Below are 25,005 nucleotides of genomic sequence, written 5' to 3' on the forward strand. Positions count from 1 at the left end.
CTATGACACCACAGCAATATGAAATTTTTATGACAATTGACGCAAAATAAAAACGGTATAAACTGTTTTCACGTAAAACTAAGGAGAGCGACATGGCCACTAAACCGGCAGCAAAACCTACGGCAAAGAACAAGCCAGCAACAACGACTACTACAACAGCATCCAAAGCAGTAAATCCGGCGGCGGCAAAACCTGCGACGCCAGCCGCTAAACCAGCGGCAACCAAGCCAGCGGTCACCAAAACTGCAGCGAAACCGGCTGCCAAGGTAGCCGCCAAACCAGCAGCAGCGGCGGCTAAAAAAGCAACGCCTGCGCCAGCAACGAAAACAGCAACTAAGCCAGTTGTCGCTCATGACAAACCTAAAGCGCCCAAAATCAAAATGGAACGCGATAGCTTTACCATGCCAAAAGACGAATACGCCCAAATTGCAGCCTTGAAGAAACGCCTTGAAGGCCTGGGCAAACCAGTCAAGAAAAGTGAATTGCTGCGTGCTGGTTTAAAACTGCTGTCAGCGCTGAACGATACTGCCTTGAAAGCTGCACTAGCTACAGTACCTACCATCAAAACAGGCAGGCCAAAGAAGTAATCTCTCGCGGTAACGGCGCTTAATCAAGACAACAATCCAAGATTAATTGCCGTATTGCCAAGCGCAATACACTGGTGACTGTTTGATCATGCCACTGAAATCATGCTTGGTGAATATGCCCGCGTTATTCCACCAGATCTGGCGCCTGCACACTATATAGTTTGTAAGGCAGCCCGGATTTTGGTAATCGCAGCCACCAGATCGCGCCTTTCTTGATGCTAAGCTGCGTATCTTCCATACCCAGGCATTGTGCAGCCACTTCGCCTATCCAAGGCTGATGCCCGACTAGCATGATGTGCTCAAAGGGGCTTTGCGCCAGCAATTGCAAAATCGGCTCTAAAGGACGTTCGGGCGCCAGACGGCTCTCTTCCTGCCAGCCCTCGCCCCAGTAAGCGACGGTTTCTTGCGTACGCCGCGCCGGGCTCACCATGGCGTAGGTTTGTTTTGGCAGGTATTTCTTGAGCCATGCCGCCATCTGTTTCGCCTGCTTGTGGCCTTTTTTAGTCAGCGCTCTTTCCAGGTCTGAGTACCCGTGCTGCAGGTCTTCTGCTTCAGCGTGCCGCCATAAAATCAGGTTACGTACTAACATCAAAAGACCTTATAACGAATGATATTGTTTTAACAATATCTGCTGGCAAGATTGCAATGGCGCCTCACCTGCCGACTCACGCACTGCACGATAAACACCCTGCTCAGTCAGCTGCCAGGCATCCAGGTTATCATCCAGGTACATTTGCAAGCCTTCCTGCATAATGCGCAGCTGCATTTTCGGGTCAGTGATCGGCCATGCCAGTTCAACGCGCCTGACCATATTGCGGCTCATCCAGTCTGCACTCGACAGCCACATCTGCACTTGCCCGTCTAAATTAAAGTAGAACACGCGCGAATGCTCCAGCAAGCGGCCAACAACCGACCTGACGCGGATACGGCCTTTGATTGCCGGCAAATCGACTGGCAGGATGCAGGCGCCGCGGATAATCAGGTCGATTTCTACCCCGGCGGCCGCAGCCTTGATCAGGGCTTCGGTCAATGGGATATCGGTCAGCGCATTCATTTTCGCAATGACGCGTGCCGGCTTACCTTGCCTGGCTAACCGCTGGGCTTTGCCCAGTTGCTTGATCATGCCCGAATGCAGCGTGAACGGTGCCACCAGCAAGTGCCGCATGCGTGGCAAAGGCAACTCACTGGTCAGGTGCCGGAACACGGCTTCCATTTCCTTGGTCAGGTCAGGATTGGCGGTAAGCATGCTCCAATCGGTGTATAAGCGGGTGGTTTTCGGGTTGTAGTTACCCGTTGATAAATGTCCGTAGCGATGGATGGCCTTTCCTTCGCGGCGCATGATCAATAACATTTTGGCATGGGTTTTCAGGCCGACAACGCCATACACCACTTGCGCACCCACAGATTCTAGCGCCTCTGCCCAGTTGATATTAGCTTCTTCATCAAAACGGGCTTTCAGTTCAACGACCACCAGCACTTCTTTGCCGCGGCGGACGGCTTCCTGCAGCAATGCCAGCATGCGCGGGTCAGCGCCTGTGCGGTAAATCGTCATGCGGATGGCCAATACATGCTCATCTTTGACGGCTTCTTCCAGCAACTGGATCACCACATCAAAATTTTCATAAGGCTGATGTATCAGCAAATCACGCTCGCGCATTTGCGCCAATAGCAGGATGTTTTTATGAATATGTTGTGGCCATTGCGGCTGGAAAGGTGTGAATTTGAGATGGTCGCCTTTTGCCATATCCGGCAACTGGATCAGGCGGCCCAGATTGACCGGCCCATTGACGCGATATAGCGCAAGCGCAGGCAGATTAAATTGTTTGAGCAGGAAATCAGCCAGCGCATCATCGCACTCATGGGTCACTTCCAGGCGCACCGCTTTACCATACTGGCGGTGTGCAAGTTCTTCACGCAATGCCATGCGTAAGTTGCTGACGTCATCTTCGTCCACTTCCAGGTCACTGTTACGTGTGACGCGGAACTGCGAGAAATGCAGAATCTTCGCCCCTTCAAACAACACATGCAGATTAGCACGGATAATACTGGTCAGCGACACAAAGCATTGCTGGCCTTTGCTGATGGCATGCGGCAATTGCAATAGGCGCGGCACCACTCGCGGCACGCGCACAATGGCAATTTTCTCTTCTTTGCCAATTGCAATGCGGACAATAAAATTCAACGATTTGTTGGCTACTTGCGGGAAAGGATGCGACGGATCCAGCGACACCGGCATTAAGAACGGCAGCACTTCACGCTTGAAGTAATTACTCACCCAGGTGGTTTGTTCCGGTGTACGCACCGTGCCTGATACCAGGTGTATGGCTTGCTCGGCCAGGGCTGGCATCAGCGCATCATTAAACAGCTCATACTGTTTTGCCACCAGTGCATGTGCCATGCTGGCAATCTGTTCGCAGCCACTGGCAGTCACCGGGCCATGTGTGACGCCCTGTTGGTGCGCCTCCATCTGCAAAGGCATGCGCACTTCAAAAAACTCATCGAGATTATTGGAAACGATACACAAAAAGCGCAAGCGTTCGAGCAGGGGGTAATCTTCGCGTTGCGCCAGGGAAAGTACACGCGCATTGAAACTGAGGATGCTTAGGTCACGGTCTAGCAGCACAGAGGGGTTATTTTTCATGCCGACTATTGTAGCGCTTGGCGTCCAGCCATTTATGACAGTTTTGTGAAATTGCGTGCCGGCACCAGAATAAGCCCGGCTAGACTACTACTGCCGGTGAGTGCGCTTGCGCTTTTAATTTCACCTGTTGCTGCCAGCAATGCGAGGCAATCCGGCAGGTGTCAATGAAGTCTTCAGCCACTAGTGCCGCGCGCCCCAGCAGGCCGCCATCAATATCCGGCATGATCAGCAGGCTCTCCGCGTTTTTAGGCGCCATACTGCCACCATATAAAATACGTATCTGCTCGGAAAACTCCCTGTCTCGCTCGGCGATCATCATGCGGATAAAAGCGTGCATGCGCTGTGCTTGCTCAGGCGTGGCGTGCTCGCCAGTGCCAATCGCCCACACCGGCTCATAGGCAATCACCATATTGAGTTTTTTTGCCAAGGCAAACGCTTCATCATCGAGGCCATACACCACATTCAGCATCTGGTTTCTAACGATCAGTTCGGCCATGCCGCCATCGCGTTCATCCAGTGTTTCACCGACACAAAAAATAGGCGTAAGGCCAGCGTGCAGGGCATTGAGCAGGCGTTTGGTGGCGACCTGATTGCTTTCCAGTTTGAGTGCGCGCCGCTCAGAATGGCCGACAATAGTATAGGTGCAGCCAAATTCGGCCACCATTTTTGCTGAGATGCAGGAGGTGTAAGCGCCTTCAGTAAACTGGCTGACGTTTTGTGCACCCCAGGCAATGGCTGAGCCTTGCAGCGCAGCTTGCGCCTGGTATAAATAAACATAAGGCAGGCAGACAGCTGCATCCACGCCATCCAGATGATGTAGTTCTTGTTTGAGCCGATTGAGCAGGCCCTGATTTTCCAGCAAGCTGCCATGCAGCTTCCAGTTACCGATGACTAATTTTTTGCGCATGATGTAAAACCTTTCTATCATGCCCCCTCGATGAGATTATATTTTTGCTTTAAGCATGAGCGGGTAAAGTGGCTGAGTTGCTTTGCGGGCCTATAGTCTGGCCACGTTATCTTCTATGGCAGCTTTACCTGGTAACCGTTCAATCATTTTTAATAAATGGCGGCCATTTTTTCCAGGGAAACCACTTTTATCTTACCTGCCTGGCCAGCACTGCCAAATGCTTCAAAACGTTCTTTGCATAGCTGTTGCGCCGCGTTGCTTGCCTCTTTGAAGTAACCGCGCGGATCAAACTCTTCCGGATGTTCGACAAAGTATTCACGAATGGCAGCAGTCATGGCGAGGCGGATATCGGTATCAATATTCACTTTGCGCACGCCGCTCTTGATGCCTTCCACAATCTGGGAAACCGGCACGCCATAGGTTTCCTTTATATTACCGCCATAATGCCGGATCCGCTCCAGAAATTCTTGTGGCACGCTGGAAGAACCATGCATGACCAGATGAGTATTGGGGATTTTGGCGTGGATTTCACGGATACGTTGTATGGATAAGGTGTCAGCTGACGGCGGGCGTGTGAATTTATAAGCACCATGGCTGGTGCCGATCGCGATCGCCAGCGCATCGACTTTGGTCGCTTCCACAAACGCTGCCGCTTCATCGGGGTCGGTCAGCAATTGCGATTCATCCAGTTTACCTTCTGCGCCTACCCCATCCTCTTCGCCCGCCAAGCCGGTTTCTAGTGAACCCAATACGCCTAACTCGCCTTCTACCGAGACACCCACGGCATGGGCAAACTCGACCACGCGCCGTGTGACATCTACGTTGTACTCATAACTGGCCGGCGTTTTGTGATCCTCTTTTAAAGAACCATCCATCATGACACTGGAAAAACCGCTGCGGATAGCCATCTGGCAGATTTTGGGCGAAGTTCCGTGATCCTGATGCATGCACACGGGGATATGCGGGAACTGCTCGATGGCAGCTTCGACCATCTTGCGCAAAAACGACTCACCGGCATAGCCGCGCGCACCGGCCGATGCCTGCAGGATCACCGCACTATCGACTTCGTCAGCGGCTTTCATAATGGAGATGATCTGCTCCATATTGTTGATATTGAACGCCGGATAGCCATAACTATGCTCGGCTGCGTGATCGAGTAACTGCCTGAGGGAAATCAATGCCATGCAAAACTCCTTTATTCTGTGGCTTGCTGGTGGTATTCACGCAAGCGCTGGATTTCTTGTCTGGACCCCAGCAATACCGGGACGCGCTGGTGGCAGGACGTAGGTTGTAATGCCAGAACATCTTCTAAACCATCTATGCTTTCACCGCCCGCCTGCGTGACAAGCAAGCTCATGGGGTTGGCCTCGTACAACAACCTCAATCGTCCGGCCTTGACTGGCTGTTTGTGATCTCGCGGATAGAGGAACACACCGCCGCGGGTCAAAATGCGATGTACATCCATGACCATGCTGGCGCACCAACGCATATTAAAATCACGCCCGCGCGCACCCTCCGCGCCCTGTTGACATTCACCTATATAGCGCTGCATGGCAGGTTGCCAGTAACGCTGGTTACTGGCATTAATCGCATATTCAGATGTCTCTGCCGGGATTTCTACCGTTTGCTGGGTGAGTTCAAAGTTGCCACTTTCCTGATCGAAGGTGAACACATGTGTGCCTTGTCCTATGGTCAGCACTAATAATGTTGCTGGCCCATACATGACATAGAGTGCCGCACGTTGCGCCTGACCCGCCTGCAAAAACGCCTGATCGCCCTGGGTAGCCACACCCGTATTCGGGAGCACGGAAAAAATACTGCCGACCACACCATTAATGGCTAAATTGGAAGAGCCATCCAGTGGGTCCATACTGACCAGAAATGGTGCATCGACGGTTTCAAACACGATAGGCGCATCCGCCTCTTCAGACAAGACGGCGGCGACAACGGTAGAAGCACGTAATTGCTCTAGCGCGACTTCATGGCTGCGGATATCGAGCTGCATCTGCGTCTCGCCCTGCACATTGGTGGTGGTGGTTTTTTCGGTCACGCCTTGCAAGGCACCCTGCTTCACCAGCGCGGCAATCTCAATGCCAGCCTGGGCTGCGTGCCATATCAATATGTTCAATGCATGATTCAGCGAAGCCTGTTTCAGAAATACATCCAAGTGCATGGCAGATACCTTTTTTATGGTTTTAGCGATACTTGCAGCGAAACTGTAACCGACAACACAGCGGCCCAAAGTCACGATGACAGGCTGGAAACACCTGCATTTAGCCTCTATCAGAAATTCAACTATGTTTGGCTATGCAATGTCTATGCCTGTTTTTCTATTAAAGTAGACGTCACATATGTGAGATTGTTCAACAATCTTATAACAGCAACATGACAATAGACGCCAAACAGGCGAACCACAAGGAAGGGATTAATCAGCAAACACTAATTGTTGCAGCGCATGTTGTGCCGCCACAAAGCCAAAGCTGGCAGTGACACAAATACTGGAACCGTAGCCCGCACAATGCAATCCGGTCAGCCCGGTTTCTGCTTCACATGCCTCGACAGGTTTTTCTACCGGCTCGTCAGAATAGACAGCCGTGATACCAAATTTGGCAGATTTTTTATGATCGCTGGCCTTCGCAAAACCATGGTCGCGCCGCAACTGGTTGCGGACTTTCGCCAGCATGCGGTCACCTTGCACATGTGCCAGGTCGGCCAGGCGTATGCGCGTCGCATCCAGCTTGCCGCCCGCGCTACCCACGATCACCAATGGTAATTGCTGCTGCTTGCAATACGCCGCCAGCGCAATTTTTGCTTTGGTATCATCCATGCAGTCGACGACGACATCAGGGCGGGCTTCTAATACAGCGGCCATATTTTCCGTAGATATAAAATCTTCCACTTCTACCACTTCACACAGCGGATTAATCTGTGCGATGCGCTCACGCATGGCAGTCACTTTGGCTTTGCCTATGTTTGCATCCAGCGCGTGAATCTGCCGGTTGATATTAGACTCCGCAATATTATCCAGATCCACCAGGGTTAATCTAGCCACCGCATTACGCGCCAACGCTTCTACCGTCCACGAGCCGACACCACCAATACCAATTACCAGTACATGCGCAGTTTGCAGTCGCTGCAAGCCTTGCTCTCCATAGAGACGGCGTACGCCGGAAAAACGACGTTCGATATCCAGTTCAACAGGCGTGGGCAAGTTCACTTGGTGCTCACTGTTTCCAGCACCACATAGGCCAATGCCAGGTTCTTCTCATCGCTGATGCTGATGTGCGATTGATGGATATGATGCTGCTTGAGGAAGGCCTGCAAGGTCGGCGCCAGTTGCAACAACGGTCTCCCCAGGGCATCGTGGGTGACTGCAATATTGTGGAAACTGACGTCGCCGCGTATGCCTGTGCCTATGGCTTTGGCAAAGGCTTCTTTGGCGGCAAACCGTTTGGCGAGAAAGCGCGCTTTCAACTGGCTGGCCTGATAATCTTCCCACTCAGAATCAGCCAGAATCCGCTTGGCAAAAGGTTCACCAAACTGATCCAGCGATGCTTGTATGCGCTCGACTTCAACGATATCTGTCCCAATTCCGAAAATCATATGGCCACCTCGCAAACTCATCCCTTGCATTTATCTGCGGCGTTGAAGGTACTAGTCAAACGCCGGATCCACTTCTATCACTGCTGCTTTAAGCTTTCAGGGTAATGCATTGCATATGTAGCATCGCTGCATATACCCAGCCTACCTGGTTGAGAATTCTTTCATCAGGGCTTTCATTTCCCGCACGGCATGATCCCAGCCGACAAACAGCGCATGCGCGACGATGGCATGGCCGATGTTCAATTCTTCAAAGCCGGGCAAGCGCGCGATGTGATGCACGTTGTGGTAATGCAGGCCGTGCCCGGCATTGACGACCAGGCCGCCAGCTTTCGCATGGTATAGCGCCGTCTCTACTCGGCGTAACTCTTCAGTTTGCGTTTTATCGGTTTCCGCATCGGCGAAGGTGCCGGTATGGATTTCGATCACTGGCGCGCCTATCTTGATGGCAGCGTCAATCTGCGCTAAATCCGGCGCAATAAACAGGGAAACACGTATGCCCTGCTCAGACAGTTTTTTAACGGCATGCTCCACTTTTGCATAATGCGTAAGCACATCCAGGCCGCCTTCGGTAGTGCGTTCTTCGCGGCGCTCGGGCACCAGGCAAACATCCTGTGGTTTGACCTGTATCGCAATATCCAGCATTTCATCAGTGACTGCACATTCCAGGTTCATCTTGGTTTGCAGCAAAGGGCGCAGCGCAAAAATATCGGCATCCTGCATATGACGGCGGTCTTCACGCAAATGCAGGGTAATGCTATCCGCGCCAGATTGTTCGGCACGCAGTGCGGCCTGAACCACACTTGGATATTTGGTACCACGCGCCTGACGAATAGTGGCAACGTGGTCGATATTCACACCTAGTTTTAACATAGTGACTTTCGTTTGAAAATAGTTACTTTTGATGACTTTGGCTAGCAGACTGAATTGACTGCAATTATAAACGTAGCCATCCTGCGGCCTCAACATTCTGATGCAGCGAATACCAATCGAGAGAAATCAGAATCCTTGCAGATCGACTAACAGTTGCCGCGTATGCAACGGTTTTTCGCCCAGGTAATGCTGTAACAGATAACGCATCAACTGCTTGCTTTGTGTTTGTGTGGTGGCGTTGCTATAACTGCCGCGTGCCATATCAAGCAAGGTCACGCCCTGGATCAACACGCCATTTTTAGTCACCGCTGGTGCGCAGGCGCCATAATCTGCTTCAAACCGGTAGGTTTCATCAGCATGGATAATTTCGCCGTTTTCATCATGTGTCAGCGGCACGGCATAGCCTAGTTCCTGCAACATCTTCAATTCAAACCTGCGCATGATCTCAGCCAGTTGGCCGCTGCCGGTTTCGTGTGCGAGTGAAGAAAGTAATTGTACGGTTTGCGCATAATACTCAAATAGTTGCGCATGTGCGTCATCGCGCGGCAGCAGGCGCAACAGCAATTCATTCATGTAAAACCCGCACATCAGGGCGTCGCCCCTCAGCAGGGTCAGGCCGGTCAGCCATTCGAGGCCGTGCAGGGTTTTCAACTCATTTTTGCCCGACCAGGTACCCGCCAGTTGCTGGAAAGATTGCAGCATGCCGCGCATGGCGGATAGTGGCCTGCGTGCGCCTTTGGCAACCCCGGCGATCCGGCCAAAATCACGGCTGAACATTTCAACCACCAGGCTGGTTTCTTTAAACGGATAGGTATGCAGGATAAAGACCGGCTGTAGCGACTGCTTGAGTGCGGCAGTGTTGGGGGTGCTCACAGCCATGGTGCTGCCTGCCGGTCCTGACGACTAAAAACCCAGGCTTTTGAGTGCCCGTTCGTCATCCGCCCAGCCACCTTTAACCTTGACCCAGGTTTCCAGGTAGACTTTAGAACCGAACAACTTTTCCATGTCCTGGCGCGCTTCGGTGGAGATTTGCTTGAGCTTCTCGCCACCCTTGCCAATAATCATCGGTTTCTGGCTATCTTTATCGACAATAATCACGGCAAAGATACGGCGTAGTTTTTTAATGGTTTCAAACTTCTCGATTTCTACTGTCATCGAGTAAGGCAGCTCATCGCCAACCAATCTGAAGATTTTTTCGCGGATAAGCTCGGCGGCTAAAAAGCGCTCATTCTTATCGGTTAATTCATCTTCACCATATATGGCGGGTTGCTCTGGCAAATGCTCGCGTACAGCAGCCAGCAACTCATCCAGATTCTGGTTCTTTTTAGCGCTGACCGGAATAATCCCTGCGAAATCAAACAGCTGATCAAAGTCTTGAATCAGTGGCAGTAAATTACCTTTGTCGCCCATCAAGTCTGCCTTATTCACTACCAGCAATACCGGCTTGTTCGTAGGTAACATTTTCAGGACCAATTCATCGGCCTCGCCCAGTTTCATCGGCTCAATCACAAACAACACGACATCGACTTCAGACAATACCTGCGTCACTGTTTTGTTCAGTGTCTTGTTCAGGGCATTGATATGTTTTTGCTGAAAGCCAGGCGTATCCACAAACAGGAACTGCGTATCTTCAGTGGTGTGTATGCCCAGCAGACGGTGGCGGGTGGTCTGTGCCTTGCGGGAAGTAATGGCTAACTTCAGGCCTAAAATATGGTTCAGCAATGTCGATTTACCGACATTGGGGCGACCGACGATGGCGACCGTGCCGCAACGAAAGTCTTCAGTTAGCTGTATGTGTTCTGTCATGATTGAATTTTTTCCATGGCGAGCTTGGCCGCCTGCTGTTCCGCCACGCGGCGGCTAGTGCCCGCACCGGTGGTGGTGAGTTTAAGTTTTTTGATAAAACATTGCACGGTAAAGGTCTGCGCGTGCGCCTCGCCCTCGATCGTCACCACCTGGTATTCAGGCAGATCCATTTTTTTACTTTGCAGGTATTCCTGCAACTGCGATTTGGCGTCTTTATCAATCGCGTTGGGGTTGATGGTGGTCAGCGTTTCGCGATAGAGCAAAGCGACCACTTGTTCGGCAGCACTAAAACCACCATCCAGGTAGACTGCGCCCACAATCGCTTCCAGCGCATCTGCCAGAATAGAAGGCCTGCGCCAGCCGGCGCTCTTCAGTTCGCCTTCACCTAGTTTCAGTGCATCGCCAAGATTCAGCGTAATAGCGATTTCAGCCAGGCTGGACTCTTTGACCAGCTTGGCCCGTAACCGGCTAAGATCGCCCTCAGGTAGATCAGGGAATAAATTGAACAGCTGGTGCGCAATAATAAAGTTGAGTACGCTATCGCCCAAAAATTCCAGCCGCTCATTATTATTGGCCGAAAAGCTGCGATGCGTGAGTGCTTGCTGCAGCAAGACTGGCTGCGTGAAGCTGTAACCAATACGGGTTTGTAATACCGGGAGCGCGCTCATCTCACCTACTGCGATGCCTTGCTGGTCGCATCAAAATCAATCAGCAAACTGATGGTATCTGTGAGCGGGATCGTTTTTTGATAACGCACGGTCACCACGCCACCGACCACATTCAGGTCGCTGCCTTGTACCGTTTTGATCATGTCGACGTGCATCTGACGGTCAAATGCCGTACGGATATCGGCGTCAGTTTGCAACATGGGGTCATGTGCAATACGGTTGACTGTCGATTGAATGGAGAAATACTCCATATAGGAAGGCAGTGTTTTTAAAGCGACCATACCAAAGATACCCACCGCGGTTAACACCAGCAGGAAACCAAGCAAGCCAAGCCCATGTTGTGCGCGTGCTGAAATACTAGAACATTTCATCTGCTTTCTCCTCACAAATTGCAGCTGCCAACATGTTAGCCAGCGCGCTTAACCTATACTTTGCCCGATACGGCGCCACTGGTCAAAGTTAAACCAGATAAAGAACGCCCGGCCTACCAGGTGCTTCTCAGAAACAAAGCCCCAGACACGACTATCCGAACTGTTATCGCGGTTATCACCCATGGCATAGTACTCACCTTCAGGCACGGTGACCACTTCGCCTTGCATCAGGCGATCACCCAGGCTGCCGGGGCTGTATTGATTCATGATGTCATGAATCAATACATCATGTTTGACGTTGCCCAGCTGCTCACTCAGGCGCGATGCCGTCACATCTACCGCACGTGAACTGCCGCTTTCGTCATTCACATTCAAGGCATATTTGTATGGCTCAATGAAATCCAGGTTGATGACTTTGTCGTTAATCGTCAGTTGCTTGTCTCGGTATTGAATCTTGTCGCCAGGCAAACCGATGACGCGTTTGATGTAATCAATCGATGGGTCAGGCGGAAAATGAAACACAAACACATCGCCACGTTTTGGCTTGTCGACCGGGTAAAACACGTTGTTCAGGATAGGCACACGCAGGCCATAAGTGAATTTATTGACCAGGATATAATCACCAGCCAGCAGCGTCGGCATCATGGAACCGGAAGGGATCTTGAACGGTTCTACAATAAACGAACGCACGGTAAACACCAGCAGGATGACAGGGAAAAAGCTTTTGCTGTATTCCACATACCACGGGTCCGGCACCTCGCCCAAAGCACTATTCTGGCGTTGCTTGCGCAAAATCAGAATATCCAGCAACCAGATGGCACCGGATACCAGCAAAATCACTAACATAAAAATTGCAAAATACATGCTCGTTCCCTGTAGAAAGCGGGTTTTCCCGTTTTATTTATCTTCAACGCGCAGAATCGCCAGGAAGGCTTCTTGTGGGATTTCCACATTACCGACCTGCTTCATGCGCTTTTTACCTTCTTTTTGTTTATCCAGCAACTTGCGTTTACGTGAGACATCACCACCATAACATTTGGCAATCACGTTTTTACGCATGGCTTTCACTGTTTCACGCGCAATGATATTGGCGCCAATGGCGGCCTGAATGGCAATATCAAACATCTGGCGCGGAATCAACTCGCGCATTTTAGAGACCAGCTCACGCCCGCGATAAATGCTATTCGCACGGTGCACAATCAGGCTTAACGCATCGACGCGCTCGCCATTGACCATGATATCCAGCTTCACCAGTTCAGCGGCACGGAACTCGAGGAATTCATAATCCATGGAAGCATAACCACGGGACACGGATTTTAGTTTATCAAAGAAATCGAGCACCACCTCATTGAGTGGCATTTCGTAGTTGAGCATCACTTGGCGACCCATATATTGCATATTGCGCTGGATGCCGCGCTTGTTATTACATAAGGTCATCACCGGGCCGACATAATCTTGTGGCATCAACAGATTGACCACAATCATAGGCTCGCGGATCTCTTCCACGCGGGAAGGTTCAGGCAGGCGCGACGGGTTTTCAATCTGTACCACTTCACCAGTTTTCAGCAACAACTCGTAAATCACAGTCGGCGCGGTAGTGATCAGGTCCATATCGTACTCGCGCTCTAAACGCTCTTGTACGATTTCCATATGCAGCAAGCCCAAAAAGCCGCAGCGGAAACCAAAGCCCAGGGCAGTGGAGTTTTCCGGCTCGAATTGCAGGCTGGAATCATTCAGCCTGAGTTTTTCCAGCGCGGTACGCAAGGCTTCAAACTGGTTGGATTCCACCGGATACAAGCCCGCAAACACTTGCGGTTTGACTTCTTTAAAACCAGGCAATGGTGCAGCGGCCTGCCTGCCAGCTAAGGTTACCGTATCACCGACTTTAGCCGCTGCCAGCTCTTTAATACCGGCGATAATAAAACCTACTTCACCTGCGCTCAACTGCGGACGTGGCAGGGATTTAGGCGTAAACACACCTACCTGCTCACATAAATATTCAGCACCGGTCGCCATCAGGCGGATTTTTTCTTTAGCACGCAAAACGCCATCGACCACGCGCACCAGCATCACTACGCCTACATAGTTATCAAACCAGGCATCGATCACTAATGCTTTTAATGGTCCATCGACATCACCTACTGGTGGTGGCACTTTGGCGACGACTTCTTCCAGCACATCGCGCACACCTTCGCCGGTTTTGGCTGAGCAGCGCACAGCATCGGTGGCATCCACGCCAATCACATCTTCAATCTCTTGCGAGACGCGTGCAGGGTCGGCAGAAGGCAGGTCAATTTTATTGAGCACGGGCGTGACTTCGACGCCCAGTTCAATGGCGGTATAGCAGTTAGCTACGCTTTGTGCTTCCACCCCTTGCGAGGCATCGACCACCAGCAGTGCGCCTTCACAGGCTGATAATGAGCGGCTGACCTCATAACTGAAATCCACGTGCCCTGGCGTATCAATCAGGTTGAGATAATAGGTTTCACCGTTGTTGGCTTTGTATTGCAAGGCCGCTGTTTGCGCTTTGATCGTAATGCCACGCTCACGCTCGATATCCATGCTATCCAGCACCTGCGCTTCCATTTCGCGCGCCTCCAGGCCACCGCACACCTGAATGATGCGATCAGCCAGTGTCGATTTGCCATGGTCAATGTGGGCAATAATCGAGAAATTACGAATATTCTTCATGTTCAGCTATAGGTTGATTACAAGCAAGAAAGGCGCTTAACGCGCCTTTCCGAATTTGCTGGCATTTTACAGCAAACGCCTATTTACCAGGGATTTATTTTAGATCGCCCAAGCTGCAGCGCGCTTTAAAACCGCCCTTTACTTGCTGACCTTGATCGGGACATACAAGGTATTTTCACCTCTGAGCACCAGCACCGCGACTGTTTTTCCGGCAGCAACCGCGTTGATTTGTTTATTGAACAGGTCTACGCTTTGGCTTTCACTATTGTTCAGTCCCAGAATCACATCCCCGCGGCGGATACCTGCCTGGGCAGCTGCGCCCACGCTTTCTGCCACCAGCAGGCCATTTTTGCCGTTCAGTTTTTTCTTTTGCTGCGGCGTCAGTTCGCGCAAGGTCAAACCGATTTTATTGGCTTCCGGCTTGGAAGGCTCTTTGCTCGAAGCTGGCGCATCCGCTTGCTCATTCGGCATTTCACCCACGCCTAGCTGCAAGGTTTTGCTGGCGCCTTTACGTACAATTTCTACCGGCACCACTTTACCTGGCTTGATAGAAGCGACCACACGCGGCAAGTCTGCAGAAGTCACAATCGGCTTGTTATCAAACTTGAGGATGATATCGCCGACTTCTAGGCCACCTTTGTCAGCCGGGCTGTTTTTCTCAACACCGGCGATCAATGCGCCACTGGTTTGTTTCAGGCCAAATGAATCCGCCAGGTCTTTAGTCACTTCCTGGATACCAATACCTAGCCAGCCACGGGAAATACGGCCGCTTGACTTCAACTGGTTAGAGATATCAATGGCAACATCAATCGGGATACTGAATGACAAGCCCATGGAGCCACCGCTTTTACTGTATATCTGCGAATTGACACCAACTACTTCACCACGCAGGTTGAACAGCGGGCCACCGGAGTTACCAGGGTTGATAGCAACATCGGTCTGGATAAACGGCACATAATTTTCTTGAGGCAGCGCACGGCCTTTGGCACTGACAATCCCGGCTGTCATGGTATTTTCCAGGCCAAATGGGGAGCCAATCGCGGCCACCCACTCACCAACTTTCAGCGCGCTTGGGTCACCTACTACGACCTTAGGCAAACCTGTTGCCTCAATTTTAATCAGCGCTACGTCAGTACGTTTGTCGGCACCAATGATTTTCGCCTTGAATTCGCGCTTGTCAGACAGTTTGACCAGCACTTCATCCGCCTCACTCACCACGTGCGCATTGGTCAAAATATAACCATCACTACTGATAATAAACCCTGAGCCCAATGACTGGGTTTTATAATCCTGCCCACCTTCTTGCCCAGGCATGCCGGGCATCCCCGGAATGCCGAAACGGCGCAGCAATTCTTGCAGGTTTTCATCATTAGGCATACCCGGGAAGCCCATCCCGCCACCACCGTGAACCACTGAAGTAATGCTGATGTTGACCACGGTTGGCCCTTGTTTTTCCGCCAGTTCAGTGAAGTCAGGCAAATCCTTGGCCTGCACTGGCATGACAAACATATTTAATGACATGGTGCATGCCAGCAGCACGCCAGAAATCAATTGCTTCATCATGATTTTTCCTATTATTTAATCAATTCAAAACTTCAATATTTTCAAGATATATTCAAAATGCCGGGGCACTCTACTGCCTTCACACTTTGAACGTTGTTAAAACACTTTCCTCACATGGCGCCCTGTCAACGTAAAAACAAGGGGCTGAACTTCATTGCCACACATCACACTATCCCAGACGCAACTAGCGTACTCAACATTCATGACAGAAAGTCGTCCTAGATTAAAAAAGGCAAGGATTCTAGTGGTTGGTGGAAATGCATGATGCATGCAGTGTGGGGAAAAGTGATTGATTTAATTATTTTTTAAAAGTGACCTGCTGCGCGATCTGCTCAACGGTTAGTGCAGGCACTTCGCCAACGACCACGAGTTGATAGCCATTTAACACATGCGCATAGACATTAGTGGAACCCATGGTTTTTTTACCGATGCGCGGCTGCATGCCTTTAATCACTGGCTCGACAAACAGGGACACCGAAGCCAGGCCATCAGAAAAAATCAATTGCTGCACCGGCACTGCCCTGCCTGGGACACGCAGGCGAATCTGGTCTACTTTCTTATACCCGGCAGGCAGATTAGCGATCACCAGGTTATTTTCCACATGGGTCAAATCGGTGGTGTCGTCCATCACATAAGGCTTGGAGGCGTCAATCTTGGGCTGGAACCAGTCCAGATCCTTGGTTTGCAGCATGGAAACCTGGTTAAAGCCAATTTGTTCCAAGGTATGGCCTTGCGTATCCAGCATACTCATTTTAAGCAGCAAGCCATATTCACTATCAGACCACACGCGGTACTGGTAGCGCAGATTGTCATTCGGGATCATATCGATCACTTGCGCCAACCTTCCGGCGATGCGCTCCTGGCCGATAAATTTCAACTTGTAGTTTTGCTTGAGGGGTTGCAACTGGGTCGGCAACATGGCCGGGAAAAGATTCTGGCCACGCCGTTTTTCAATCACGACTTTGTCATTTTTAGCGTTAAAAATGACAATATCATCGCCTTCGCTAAACACTTCACGCGGGCGGCCATCTAATACGACATTACGGGTGAATTCACGTCCAGCTTCATTGATGTGCGTAATTTGAACGGAGCGAATAATCGCCCCGTTGTGGTAGATAAATAACCCTTGGTAGTTAAGCTCTCTGGCCGCGGATGCGGTTTTTTGCATAGTGGGCCATAAGTCTTCTTCCGCCCATGCCTGCTGGCAGAGCATACACGCGAACAACACACGAATTACAGACTGCACAGACATACCAATCACAGTTAAATTTATTCGCCAGCGTTGTAAGTTACATTGTGGATGTAGTAAGTCGCACTATTAGGGGAATAGTTGTGATGCGCCATGACATACTGGTCAGTTTCGCTATCAGCAATCTGCACCGTTTCAACCGCTGTTGGCTGGTTGAGTACAAACATGCCTACAAAAAAAGCGGCTGCTACAGATGCCGCGATTGACCAGATGTATTTACTCGGTCGCGGGCGTATTTCTGTCACTGTCTGTTGAGCAGTGGTTTTCGGTGCCAGCACGACAGGCTCATCGTTCAACGCTGCCATGATGCGGCTGGTCATATCCGGCTGCACCCAATATTCTTCACGGATGACATCACGGATGACGTGATAATCCTGCCAGGCCTGCGCTACTTCTCCGGTAGATTTTGCCGCGAGAAAGATATGTTCACAGCGCTCAAGATCGGCTTCGCCGTCAATTAAAGCGGACAATTGCTGCTTCATAATAACCCCAAATCAATCAATGTTTTTATGTTAGCACTTAACAAATTATTTGTCATAACACCTAATATTTAAAAAAATAATTGCATCAAAATGGACTGGATTACCAACGCTTATGCTGTGGTGTGTCCAGCAATGGTCTCAGTTTTGCAGCAATGGTTTCACGTGCACGGAAAATACGTGAGCGCACGGTACCAATCGGACATTGCATGACCGTGGCAATGTCTTCATAACTCAAACCTTCCAGTTCGCGCAGGGTGATCGCCGTACGCAATTCTTCTGGCAAGGCGCCAATCGCATCGTTCACTGTTTGAGCGATTTCTTTTGTCATCAGTGAGGTTTCAGGCGTTTCCATCGTACGCATGTCCTGACCCTCATCAAAATTCTCGACGTCTTCGATTTCAACGTCTTGCATCACTTGTGGCTTACGCCCCATAGAGACCAGGTAATTTTTAGCGGTGTTGATGCCTATCCGATACAACCAGGTATAGAAGGCACTATCACCCCTAAAGCTGTGCAAGGCACGATAGGCTTTAATGAAGGATTCCTGAACCACATCCTCGACTTCAGCCTGGTCGCGAATCATACGCGACAATAGACGCCCAAGCTTGCGGTTGTACTTCTCGACCAGCAATCCGAATGCGCGTTTATCGCCCTGCTGGGCACGTTCAACCAGCAACTGGTCGAACTCTCTATTCTCTATCTGTTTGGCGTTTGCCGCCTGAACAGTCATATCGCGATGACTCCCTTGGGTAATTTTCTGATTGGGAGTAGTATACGCTTTTGTATTGTTTTCGACGAACCCGGTGCGTGTTAACGCCTCTAATTTTGTTGTGTTTAACATCGTCTCATCCCTTATTTTTGCCTGCCAATGCAACATGCAATACAGACATTCGTACGACACCGCCTTATCCGCAAAGTTCCCCCGACTTAACAACATATGAATAAAGTCTTTGATGTCTTGATCATTGGCAGTGGGCTGGCAGGGCAATCTCTCGCTTTGCGGCTGGCTGACAATTACCGCATCTGCATCCTCAGTAAACGCGAGTTATCCATGAGTGCCAGCAACTGGGCTCAGGGCGGTATCGCAGCAGTACATAACAGTGATGATTCCATAGAAGCCCATATCCAGGATACTTTAGATGCGGGCGCCGGATTATGTGATAGCGAAGTCACGCGCATGGTGGTCAACAATGGCCGTGCCAGTATCGAATGGCTGCTGCTGCAAGGCGTTAACTTCACGCGCGAAGCAGAGGATGACCGCCTGCACCTGACGCGTGAGGGCGGTCATAGCCATAGGCGTGTCGTACATGTGGCAGATGCCACCGGCCAGGCGGTGCAGACCACGTTGACTGACCGTGTGCGCGAGCATCCGAACATCACCATTCTTGAACACCATATTGCAGTTGACCTGATCACCACGCACAAGCTCTTCCAGCAGACTGCCAACGACGGCCCTAACCGCTGCCTGGGGGCTTATGTATTGAATAGCCAGACCGGCCATGTGACGACACTTTCGGCGCAATATACCGTGATGGCCACTGGCGGTGCTGGCAAGGTTTACCTTTACACCACCAACCCTGATATCAGCACCGGTGACGGCATAGCCATGGCCTGGCGGGCCGGTTGCCGGGTCGCCAATATGGAATTTGTGCAGTTTCACCCGACCTGCTTGTACCACCCGCATGCCAAATCATTCCTGATTTCAGAAGTCTTGCGTGGCGAAGGTGGTTTGCTGACGCTGCCGGACGGCACCCGCTTTATGCACCTGCATGATGAGCGGGCAGAGCTGGCACCACGCGATGTGGTGGCAAGGGCGATCGACTTTGAAATGAAAAAACGCGGCCTGGATTGTGTCTACCTGGATATCAGCCATAAGCCGCTGGAATTTATCCAGTCGCACTTCCCCAATATTTACAAACGCTGTTTGCAATTGGGCATTGATATCAGCAAACAGCCGATTCCTGTCGTGCCTGCCGCGCATTACACCTGCGGCGGCGTGATGACAGACATGCATGGCCGCACCGATATCGATTGCCTGTATGCGATTGGCGAGACTGCCTGCACCGGCTTGCACGGTGCAAACCGCCTGGCCAGCAACTCCCTGCTGGAATGCCTGGCATTTAGCCAGAGCTGTGCGGAGGATATCCAGGCCTCTGGCCAGCAACCGACCATTTCGCTGCCGGACTGGGATGAGAGCCGCGTCACCGATGCCGATGAAGAAGTGCTGATTACCCACACCTGGGATGAGTTACGGCGGTTTATGTGGAACTACGTCGGCATTGTGCGCACCAATAAACGGTTGAGCCGTGCATTACACCGTACCCATATGCTGCGTAATGAAGTGCACGAGTTCTACAGTAACTTCAAGGTCAGCCATGACCTGATTGAGCTGCGTAACTTATTACAAGTCGCCGAGTTGATCGTACGCTGCGCGATTGAACGCGAGGAAAGCCGCGGGCTGCACTACAGCAAAGATTATCCTGAGCTATTGCCAGAGGCGATTCCCACCGTATTAACACCAGAAAACTACACCAGCCTGCTCGATTAGCATGTCCGCACGTTTACTGCTTTGCCTGTTATGCGCCATTAGCACAGGCACTCATGCCGAGCCGATACTGCAAAAAGTCATTGATGGCGACACCGTGATAATCAGTGACCAGGGCACCACTTATCGTCTGCGCCTGCTGGATATTGATGCACCGGAAACCCAGCAAACGTATGGCAAGCAGGCGAAACGCAGCCTGATGGCTCTTTGCACGGGCAAGATTGCTGTGCAGCCAACCGGGACAGACCTTTACGGACGCACCCTCGGCCACCTGGCTTGCGACAACATCGATGCCAGCCAATACCAGGTCGCCCAGGGCATGGCCTGGTTTAACAGCCATTACTCCACCCGCGCAGAATTAGCATCATTGCAACTCCAAGCACAACAACAGTCATTAGGCCTCTGGCAGCAGCCTCACCCTACGCCGCCCTGGGTTTGGCGCAAGCGTTTTGGTCAACATTATCGACAGCGAGAATGACAATATCCCGCCAATATCCTTTAGAATAATGCTTTATTACCGAACAACTTAGGACATTTCACATGCAAGTAGCAATGAACACTGTAGTCAGCATGACTTACAAACTACAAAATACCGAGGGCGAAACACTGGAGGAAAGCCAGCAACCCGTTGCTTACCTGCATGGCGGTTACGACAATATTTTCCCTAAAGTTGAAGAAGCCATGCATGGCAAAAATGTCGGTGATGTGATTGAAGTCAGCCTGGATCCGGAAGATGGCTTTGGTGAATACGATGATGGCCTGGTGCAAATCGAACAAGCCAGCGCTTTCCCGGCTGAAGAATTAAAAGTCGGCATGCAGTTTGAAGGTGAAGACGAAACTGGCGATGTGATTTTGTACACAATTACTGATATCGCTGATGGCAAGGTAGTAGTAGATGGCAACCATCCATGGGCAGGTCAACGCCTGTTGTTCACTGCAACGATCAAAGATGTGCGTTCAGCCAACAAAGAAGAAATCGAGCACCAGCATGTACATGGTGCCGGTGGTCATCATCACTAAGCATTAAACAGGCTTTAAACCGGCTGGCGCAATTGCCCTTGCGCCAGTTGTAATACCTCATCGGCGATTTCCGCCACCTCTTCCCGCACATGGCTGACATATAAAGTTGGCAAACCAAATGTGGTGATCACTTTCCTGATATAAGGCAGTACTTGCTGCTTGAGCGCTTCATCCAGCCCACTCAATGGTTCATCCATCAATAATACGGTGGGCTGGCTCAGCAAGGCACGGCCAATGGCAACCCTTTGCTTTTCACCGCCGGATAACTGGCTGGGCTTGCGCTGCAGTAAAGCACCGATATCCAGCACACCGACCACTTCTTGCAGCGAGATAGAAAGCTCCCCTTCAGGCATGCCATAGCGCAGATTCTGTTGCACATTCATATGCGGGAATAACCGCCCATCCTGAAAAACGATGCCCACCTGCCGCTGCCATGGTGGCAACTGAATGCCTTGCTTTGAATCAAACCATCTCTGCTGATGACTTTGAATCAAGCCACCGGCAGGCATTAACAGCCCGGCCAGGCTATGCAGCAAAGTCGTCTTGCCGGAGCCTGAGGCGCCCATGATACCCAGGCAATTGCCAGGTTTTAAATCAAACTTAGCATCTAACACAAACGCTGGTTCTGTTGCCGCGACCGCATAAGGCTGCCTGATCTGGATATCGACTTGTAGCATCAGCGTTGGCTCCTGATCAGCCGTCTTTCCAGCCATTGGCTGGCAAGCAAAGCAAACACAGACACCAGCACACTGAGGATCACCAGCCTGAGCGCCGCGGCGTCGCCTTCTGGCGTTTGCGTCAGACTGTAGATGGCCAGCGGCAAGGTGCGCGTTTCGCCTTCGAGATTGCCAGCAAAAGTAATGGTGGCGCCAAACTCGCCCAGGCTACGGCTAAATGCCAGAATCGCGCCCGTGAGCAAGCCATGGTAGGACAAGGGCAATGTGATGGTAAAAAATACTTTTACAGGCGAAGCACCCAGCGTTTGTGCGGCTTGTTCCAATAAGGGATTGACCTGATACAAGGCCTGGCGGATGGCGCGCACCATCAAGGGAAACGCCATCACTGCCGAGGCAATCACGGCACCCCACCAGTGGAAAGTGAACTGGATATGGAACTGCTCATACAACCAGGCGCCGACCCACCCCCTGCGTCCAAGCAGCACCAGCAACATATACCCCAGCACCACCGGCGGCAAGACCATAGGCAAATGCACCAGCGCATCTAACAGCGATTGCCCCCAGAAACGCTTTTTGACTAACAACCAAGCCATCAGCATGGCAGGGATGAGCAAAATAACCACGCACCAAACGGCCACTTTCAGAGAAAGCAGTACGATAGCGAGTTCGGCTGGGGATAACGTCCACATAAATATTACGACCGCAACAGCTTAATCCAGTGGTTTGAACCCATATGTGCCGAGTAATTTCTTGGCTTCAGGTGTTTGCAGATATTGATAAAAAGCAGTGGTCGCCGAAGAAGCCTGTGGCAACAATGCCATAGGATAAACAATAGGTACATGACTGTTTTCCGGGAACTCGCCAGCCAGCTTCACCTTGCTGGAAGATTGCGCGTCACTGGCGTAAACGATACCGACATCACACTCATCACGTTCAACCAGATTCAAGGTGGCCCGGACATCCTGTGTGCTGACCAGACGACCTTTGAGTTTTTCCCACCAGCCCAGGCTGGTCAACGACTGTTTGGCATAGATACCGACTGGCACTGACAGTGTATCCCCAGTGCACCAGTAACCAGGCGCCTGCTGATTCACATCTGCGGCTGCTTCAGTCTTGATATTTAATGGTTTGGCCAATGGCGTGATCAGCACCAGGCGATTACTCAGCCATGGCTTGATGGTCGCGGTTTGCACCAACTGCTTGTCTTTCAGGTATTGCATCCATTTTTCATCGGCAGAAATGAATAAGTCTCCTGGTGCGCCTTGTTCCAGCTGTTTGGCCAACGTGCCAGAGCCACCATATACCGGCACGATTTGCACCCCTGCTTGCTGGCTATATTGCTTGGCCAACACGTTCATCACGTCAGTCAGGCTTGCGGCGGCAAATACCTTGACCTTGCCTTCTTCTGCTTGCACCAATCCACCGACCATGCACAGGCTGACCAACAACAACTTACTTGCGCCCGCTAGGTAAAGCCCACCCCATTTTTTCATGTTTCCATTCCAGTCAATTGATTAAGAACCGAGGTCTGACAACAAATCGTCATAAAAGAATGATGCTATCATCGTTATATCCATACGCGCATTACGAAAACCAAAAAAATTACATTTTTTTCAAATGTCTGGTGATCAGGTCCAACTCATCCATTGCCGCCTGTGCCGATTTCTGCAGAATCTGCTGGTAAGCTTGTATGAGTGATTTGCCAAATGCCGTCACCTGCGCGCCACCGCCATGGGTGCCGCCTGTGGTACTCAGCACCACCGCCTGATCAAAACAGCGATTCATCACATCCACCAGCTCCCAGGCACGGCGGTATGACATCTGCATCTGCTTGGCTGCGGCTGAAATCGACCCATGCTGTTCTATCATCTGCAACAGTTCGATTTTTCCCGGCCCCAGCGCAGTATTACCTTCATGGTTGATTCGGATTTTGAGTAAAGTTGGCGACATCAATCTATTATTCCAGCGGGATTTCGGCTTGTGCAAATGCTTCAAATGGCGGCAGTTCTGCCAATGAGCGCAGATTCAAGTCATCCAGAAAATGTTTGGTCGTTGCGTATAACGATGGCCGGCCAGGCACCTCGCGTTGCCCAACCACATCTATCCAGTCACGCTCCTGCAACTGGCGGATCACATTCGGATTCACGGCCACGCCGCGAATCTGCTCAATATCACCTCTGGTGACTGGCTGCCGATAGGCAATGATCGCCAGCGTTTCCATCACTGCGCGTGAGTATTTCGGCTGCCGTTCAGGATTAAGGCGAGAAAGGTATTCGCTGTACTCCGCCTTGGCCTGAAAGCGGTAGCCACTGGCCACCTGTACCAGGTCCAGCGTTCTACCCAACCAGTCTGTTTTCAGCTCATCCAGCAGCATGCGCAAGGTTGCCCGCTCCATGCGGCCAGCAAACAGTTTCAGCAAATCATCCAGCGCCAGTGCCTGCGGCGAAGTGAGCAGGGCTGCCTCTAAAATCTGCTTCATTTCCTGGATATTCTCCGGGTCACGCATTATGAGGCCTCCTCACTATAAGCGTGCGCCTGCACATAAATCGTCCCGAACGCTTCCTGTTGCGTAATGCGGATCAGGCCTTCTTTTGCCAGTTCCAGCATCGCCAGGAAACTCACGACTAATTTGGGAATGCCATCGCTCTCAAGATCAAACAGCTCATCAAAGCGGAGCACGGTTGCTGTGCTTAACCTACGCAATAACAGGCTCATATGTTCACGCACCGAAAGTTCGGCCCGGCCCAGCTTGTGATGCTGGTTTAATTTAGCGCGTTTGAGCACATTGCGCCAGGCCTCCACCAGGTCATCTAGGCTGACTTCCGGTGGCTTGACCTGGCTGATATGCTGGTAATAAGCGGCAGCGACATCAATCTCTTCGCCCACTTTAGGCAAGGCATCCAGGCGTTGCGCGGCCAGCTTGATGGCTTCATATTCCATCAGGCGCCTGACCAGCTCTGCGCGCGGGTCGTCTTCCTCTTCGACTTCGGTGGGTTTCGGCAGCAGCATGCGTGATTTGATTTCAATCAGCATGGCTGCCATCAACAGGTAGTCAGCCGCCAGCTCGAGCTTGATGGCTTTCATCTTTTCGACGTAAGCCATGTATTGCGCCGTCAGCCGCGCCATCTGGATATCAAGGATATCCAGGTTATGCTTGCGGATCAGGTAGAGCAATAAATCCAGCGGGCCTTCAAAGGTATCTAGGTAAACTTCCAGCGCATCCGGCGGAATATACAAGTCTTGCGGCAGCTCGGAGAGCGCTTCACCATTGATTTTGACCTGGCTTTGTTCCGGGATATCCATACTGGGGATTGTAACGATTTGC

28 protein-coding genes are annotated in these 25,005 nt (G+C 51.3%); 4 read left to right on the forward strand and 24 right to left on the reverse strand.

Annotated features, from left to right (window positions below):
* Window positions 1-92: 92 nt before the first annotated feature.
* The gene (locus tag ACSSVF_RS00535) at window positions 93-587 is read left to right on the forward strand and encodes a hypothetical protein (protein WP_492404646.1); all 495 of its coding nucleotides are present in this window, start codon (window positions 93-95) and stop codon (window positions 585-587) included.
* A gap of 124 nt (window positions 588-711) precedes the next feature.
* Here ACSSVF_RS00535 and ACSSVF_RS00540 read toward each other — a convergent pair whose 3' ends face one another.
* From ACSSVF_RS00540 to rpoE, 18 genes are all read right to left on the reverse strand, one after another.
* Complete coding sequence (locus ACSSVF_RS00540) at window positions 712-1,176, reverse strand: SixA phosphatase family protein (protein WP_492404648.1); 465 nt, start codon at window positions 1,174-1,176, stop codon at window positions 712-714.
* 9 nt (window positions 1,177-1,185) lie between these two features.
* Window positions 1,186-3,228 (reverse strand): polyphosphate kinase 1, encoded by a 2,043-nt coding sequence (gene ppk1 / locus ACSSVF_RS00545; protein WP_492404649.1) that lies wholly within the window; start codon window positions 3,226-3,228, stop codon window positions 1,186-1,188.
* Window positions 3,229-3,307: 79 nt separating this feature from the next.
* Window positions 3,308-4,135, reverse strand: a complete 828-nt coding sequence (tpiA, locus tag ACSSVF_RS00550) for a triose-phosphate isomerase (RefSeq protein ID WP_492404650.1) — start codon at window positions 4,133-4,135, stop codon at window positions 3,308-3,310.
* A 149-nt stretch (window positions 4,136-4,284) separates the two neighbouring features.
* Window positions 4,285-5,319, reverse strand: coding sequence for a class II fructose-bisphosphate aldolase (gene fba, locus ACSSVF_RS00555; RefSeq protein ID WP_492404651.1), 1,035 nt, complete (start codon window positions 5,317-5,319; stop codon window positions 4,285-4,287).
* Window positions 5,320-5,330: 11 nt separating this feature from the next.
* The gene (locus ACSSVF_RS00560; protein ID WP_492404652.1) at window positions 5,331-6,308 is read right to left on the reverse strand and encodes a class 1 fructose-bisphosphatase; all 978 of its coding nucleotides are present in this window, start codon (window positions 6,306-6,308) and stop codon (window positions 5,331-5,333) included.
* A 252-nt stretch (window positions 6,309-6,560) separates the two neighbouring features.
* Window positions 6,561-7,346, reverse strand: a complete 786-nt coding sequence (locus ACSSVF_RS00565; RefSeq protein WP_492406281.1) for a tRNA threonylcarbamoyladenosine dehydratase — start codon at window positions 7,344-7,346, stop codon at window positions 6,561-6,563.
* A gap of 2 nt (window positions 7,347-7,348) precedes the next feature.
* Window positions 7,349-7,738 (reverse strand): holo-ACP synthase, encoded by a 390-nt coding sequence (gene acpS / locus ACSSVF_RS00570; protein WP_442585726.1) that lies wholly within the window; start codon window positions 7,736-7,738, stop codon window positions 7,349-7,351.
* 141 nt (window positions 7,739-7,879) lie between these two features.
* Window positions 7,880-8,608 carry a pyridoxine 5'-phosphate synthase gene (gene pdxJ / locus ACSSVF_RS00575; RefSeq protein ID WP_492404653.1) on the reverse strand — a complete coding sequence of 243 codons (729 nt, stop codon included), beginning with the start codon at window positions 8,606-8,608 and terminating at the stop codon, window positions 7,880-7,882.
* 126 nt (window positions 8,609-8,734) lie between these two features.
* The gene (gene recO / locus ACSSVF_RS00580; protein WP_492404655.1) at window positions 8,735-9,487 is read right to left on the reverse strand and encodes a DNA repair protein RecO; all 753 of its coding nucleotides are present in this window, start codon (window positions 9,485-9,487) and stop codon (window positions 8,735-8,737) included.
* 24 nt (window positions 9,488-9,511) lie between these two features.
* On the reverse strand, window positions 9,512-10,414 hold the full coding sequence (gene era / locus ACSSVF_RS00585) for a GTPase Era (RefSeq protein WP_492404657.1): 903 nt from the start codon (window positions 10,412-10,414) through the stop codon (window positions 9,512-9,514).
* Entirely contained in the window at window positions 10,411-11,082 is a 672-nt protein-coding gene (gene rnc / locus ACSSVF_RS00590) for a ribonuclease III (RefSeq protein WP_492404658.1), read from the reverse strand. Before rnc ends, era begins: the two co-directional genes overlap by 4 nt.
* A 5-nt stretch (window positions 11,083-11,087) precedes the next feature.
* Complete coding sequence (locus ACSSVF_RS00595; protein WP_492404660.1) at window positions 11,088-11,453, reverse strand: DUF4845 domain-containing protein; 366 nt, start codon at window positions 11,451-11,453, stop codon at window positions 11,088-11,090.
* Between the two features lie 48 nt (window positions 11,454-11,501).
* Window positions 11,502-12,317: a signal peptidase I gene (gene lepB / locus ACSSVF_RS00600; RefSeq protein ID WP_492404662.1), complete on the reverse strand. Its 816-nt coding sequence runs from the start codon at window positions 12,315-12,317 to the stop codon at window positions 11,502-11,504.
* 33 nt (window positions 12,318-12,350) lie between these two features.
* Window positions 12,351-14,144 carry a translation elongation factor 4 gene (gene lepA / locus ACSSVF_RS00605; RefSeq protein ID WP_492404664.1) on the reverse strand — a complete coding sequence of 598 codons (1,794 nt, stop codon included), beginning with the start codon at window positions 14,142-14,144 and terminating at the stop codon, window positions 12,351-12,353.
* A gap of 138 nt (window positions 14,145-14,282) precedes the next feature.
* A complete protein-coding gene (locus ACSSVF_RS00610; protein ID WP_492404665.1) occupies window positions 14,283-15,707 on the reverse strand; it encodes a DegQ family serine endoprotease in 1,425 nt (474 codons plus the stop codon).
* A gap of 298 nt (window positions 15,708-16,005) precedes the next feature.
* Complete coding sequence (locus tag ACSSVF_RS00615; protein ID WP_492404667.1) at window positions 16,006-16,875, reverse strand: MucB/RseB C-terminal domain-containing protein; 870 nt, start codon at window positions 16,873-16,875, stop codon at window positions 16,006-16,008.
* A gap of 101 nt (window positions 16,876-16,976) precedes the next feature.
* Window positions 16,977-17,438, reverse strand: a complete 462-nt coding sequence (locus tag ACSSVF_RS00620) for a sigma-E factor negative regulatory protein (RefSeq protein WP_492404669.1) — start codon at window positions 17,436-17,438, stop codon at window positions 16,977-16,979.
* 100 nt (window positions 17,439-17,538) lie between these two features.
* Window positions 17,539-18,168, reverse strand: a complete 630-nt coding sequence (rpoE, locus tag ACSSVF_RS00625) for an RNA polymerase sigma factor RpoE (RefSeq protein ID WP_379057947.1) — start codon at window positions 18,166-18,168, stop codon at window positions 17,539-17,541.
* Window positions 18,169-18,375: 207 nt separating this feature from the next.
* Between rpoE and nadB the strand changes: the two genes are divergently transcribed.
* From nadB to ACSSVF_RS00640, 3 genes are all read left to right on the forward strand, one after another.
* Complete coding sequence (gene nadB, locus ACSSVF_RS00630; RefSeq protein ID WP_492404671.1) at window positions 18,376-19,986, forward strand: L-aspartate oxidase; 1,611 nt, start codon at window positions 18,376-18,378, stop codon at window positions 19,984-19,986.
* 1 nt (window position 19,987) lies between these two features.
* The gene (locus tag ACSSVF_RS00635) at window positions 19,988-20,461 is read left to right on the forward strand and encodes a thermonuclease family protein (protein ID WP_492404672.1); all 474 of its coding nucleotides are present in this window, start codon (window positions 19,988-19,990) and stop codon (window positions 20,459-20,461) included.
* A gap of 62 nt (window positions 20,462-20,523) precedes the next feature.
* The gene (locus ACSSVF_RS00640) at window positions 20,524-21,003 is read left to right on the forward strand and encodes an FKBP-type peptidyl-prolyl cis-trans isomerase (protein WP_379057942.1); all 480 of its coding nucleotides are present in this window, start codon (window positions 20,524-20,526) and stop codon (window positions 21,001-21,003) included.
* Window positions 21,004-21,017: 14 nt separating this feature from the next.
* Here ACSSVF_RS00640 and ACSSVF_RS00645 read toward each other — a convergent pair whose 3' ends face one another.
* The 6 genes from ACSSVF_RS00645 to ACSSVF_RS00670 all read right to left on the reverse strand — a co-directional run bounded on the left by ACSSVF_RS00645 (window position 21,018) and on the right by ACSSVF_RS00670 (window position 24,983).
* Window positions 21,018-21,680 carry an ATP-binding cassette domain-containing protein gene (locus ACSSVF_RS00645; protein ID WP_492404674.1) on the reverse strand — a complete coding sequence of 221 codons (663 nt, stop codon included), beginning with the start codon at window positions 21,678-21,680 and terminating at the stop codon, window positions 21,018-21,020.
* Window positions 21,680-22,369, reverse strand: a complete 690-nt coding sequence (gene modB / locus ACSSVF_RS00650; RefSeq protein ID WP_492404676.1) for a molybdate ABC transporter permease subunit — start codon at window positions 22,367-22,369, stop codon at window positions 21,680-21,682. Before modB ends, ACSSVF_RS00645 begins: the two co-directional genes overlap by 1 nt.
* A gap of 21 nt (window positions 22,370-22,390) precedes the next feature.
* A complete protein-coding gene (modA, locus tag ACSSVF_RS00655) occupies window positions 22,391-23,173 on the reverse strand; it encodes a molybdate ABC transporter substrate-binding protein (protein WP_492404678.1) in 783 nt (260 codons plus the stop codon).
* 109 nt (window positions 23,174-23,282) lie between these two features.
* Entirely contained in the window at window positions 23,283-23,630 is a 348-nt protein-coding gene (locus ACSSVF_RS00660) for a winged helix-turn-helix domain-containing protein (protein ID WP_492404680.1), read from the reverse strand.
* A gap of 7 nt (window positions 23,631-23,637) precedes the next feature.
* A complete protein-coding gene (gene scpB, locus ACSSVF_RS00665; protein WP_492404681.1) occupies window positions 23,638-24,186 on the reverse strand; it encodes an SMC-Scp complex subunit ScpB in 549 nt (182 codons plus the stop codon).
* Window positions 24,186-24,983 carry a segregation and condensation protein A gene (locus ACSSVF_RS00670; protein WP_492404682.1) on the reverse strand — a complete coding sequence of 266 codons (798 nt, stop codon included), beginning with the start codon at window positions 24,981-24,983 and terminating at the stop codon, window positions 24,186-24,188. The genes scpB and ACSSVF_RS00670 overlap by 1 nt, the downstream gene beginning before the upstream one ends.
* Window positions 24,984-25,005 lie beyond the last annotated feature (22 nt).

The sequence above is a fragment of the Methylophilus sp. E2MeOHC9 genome (genome assembly GCF_058744375.1).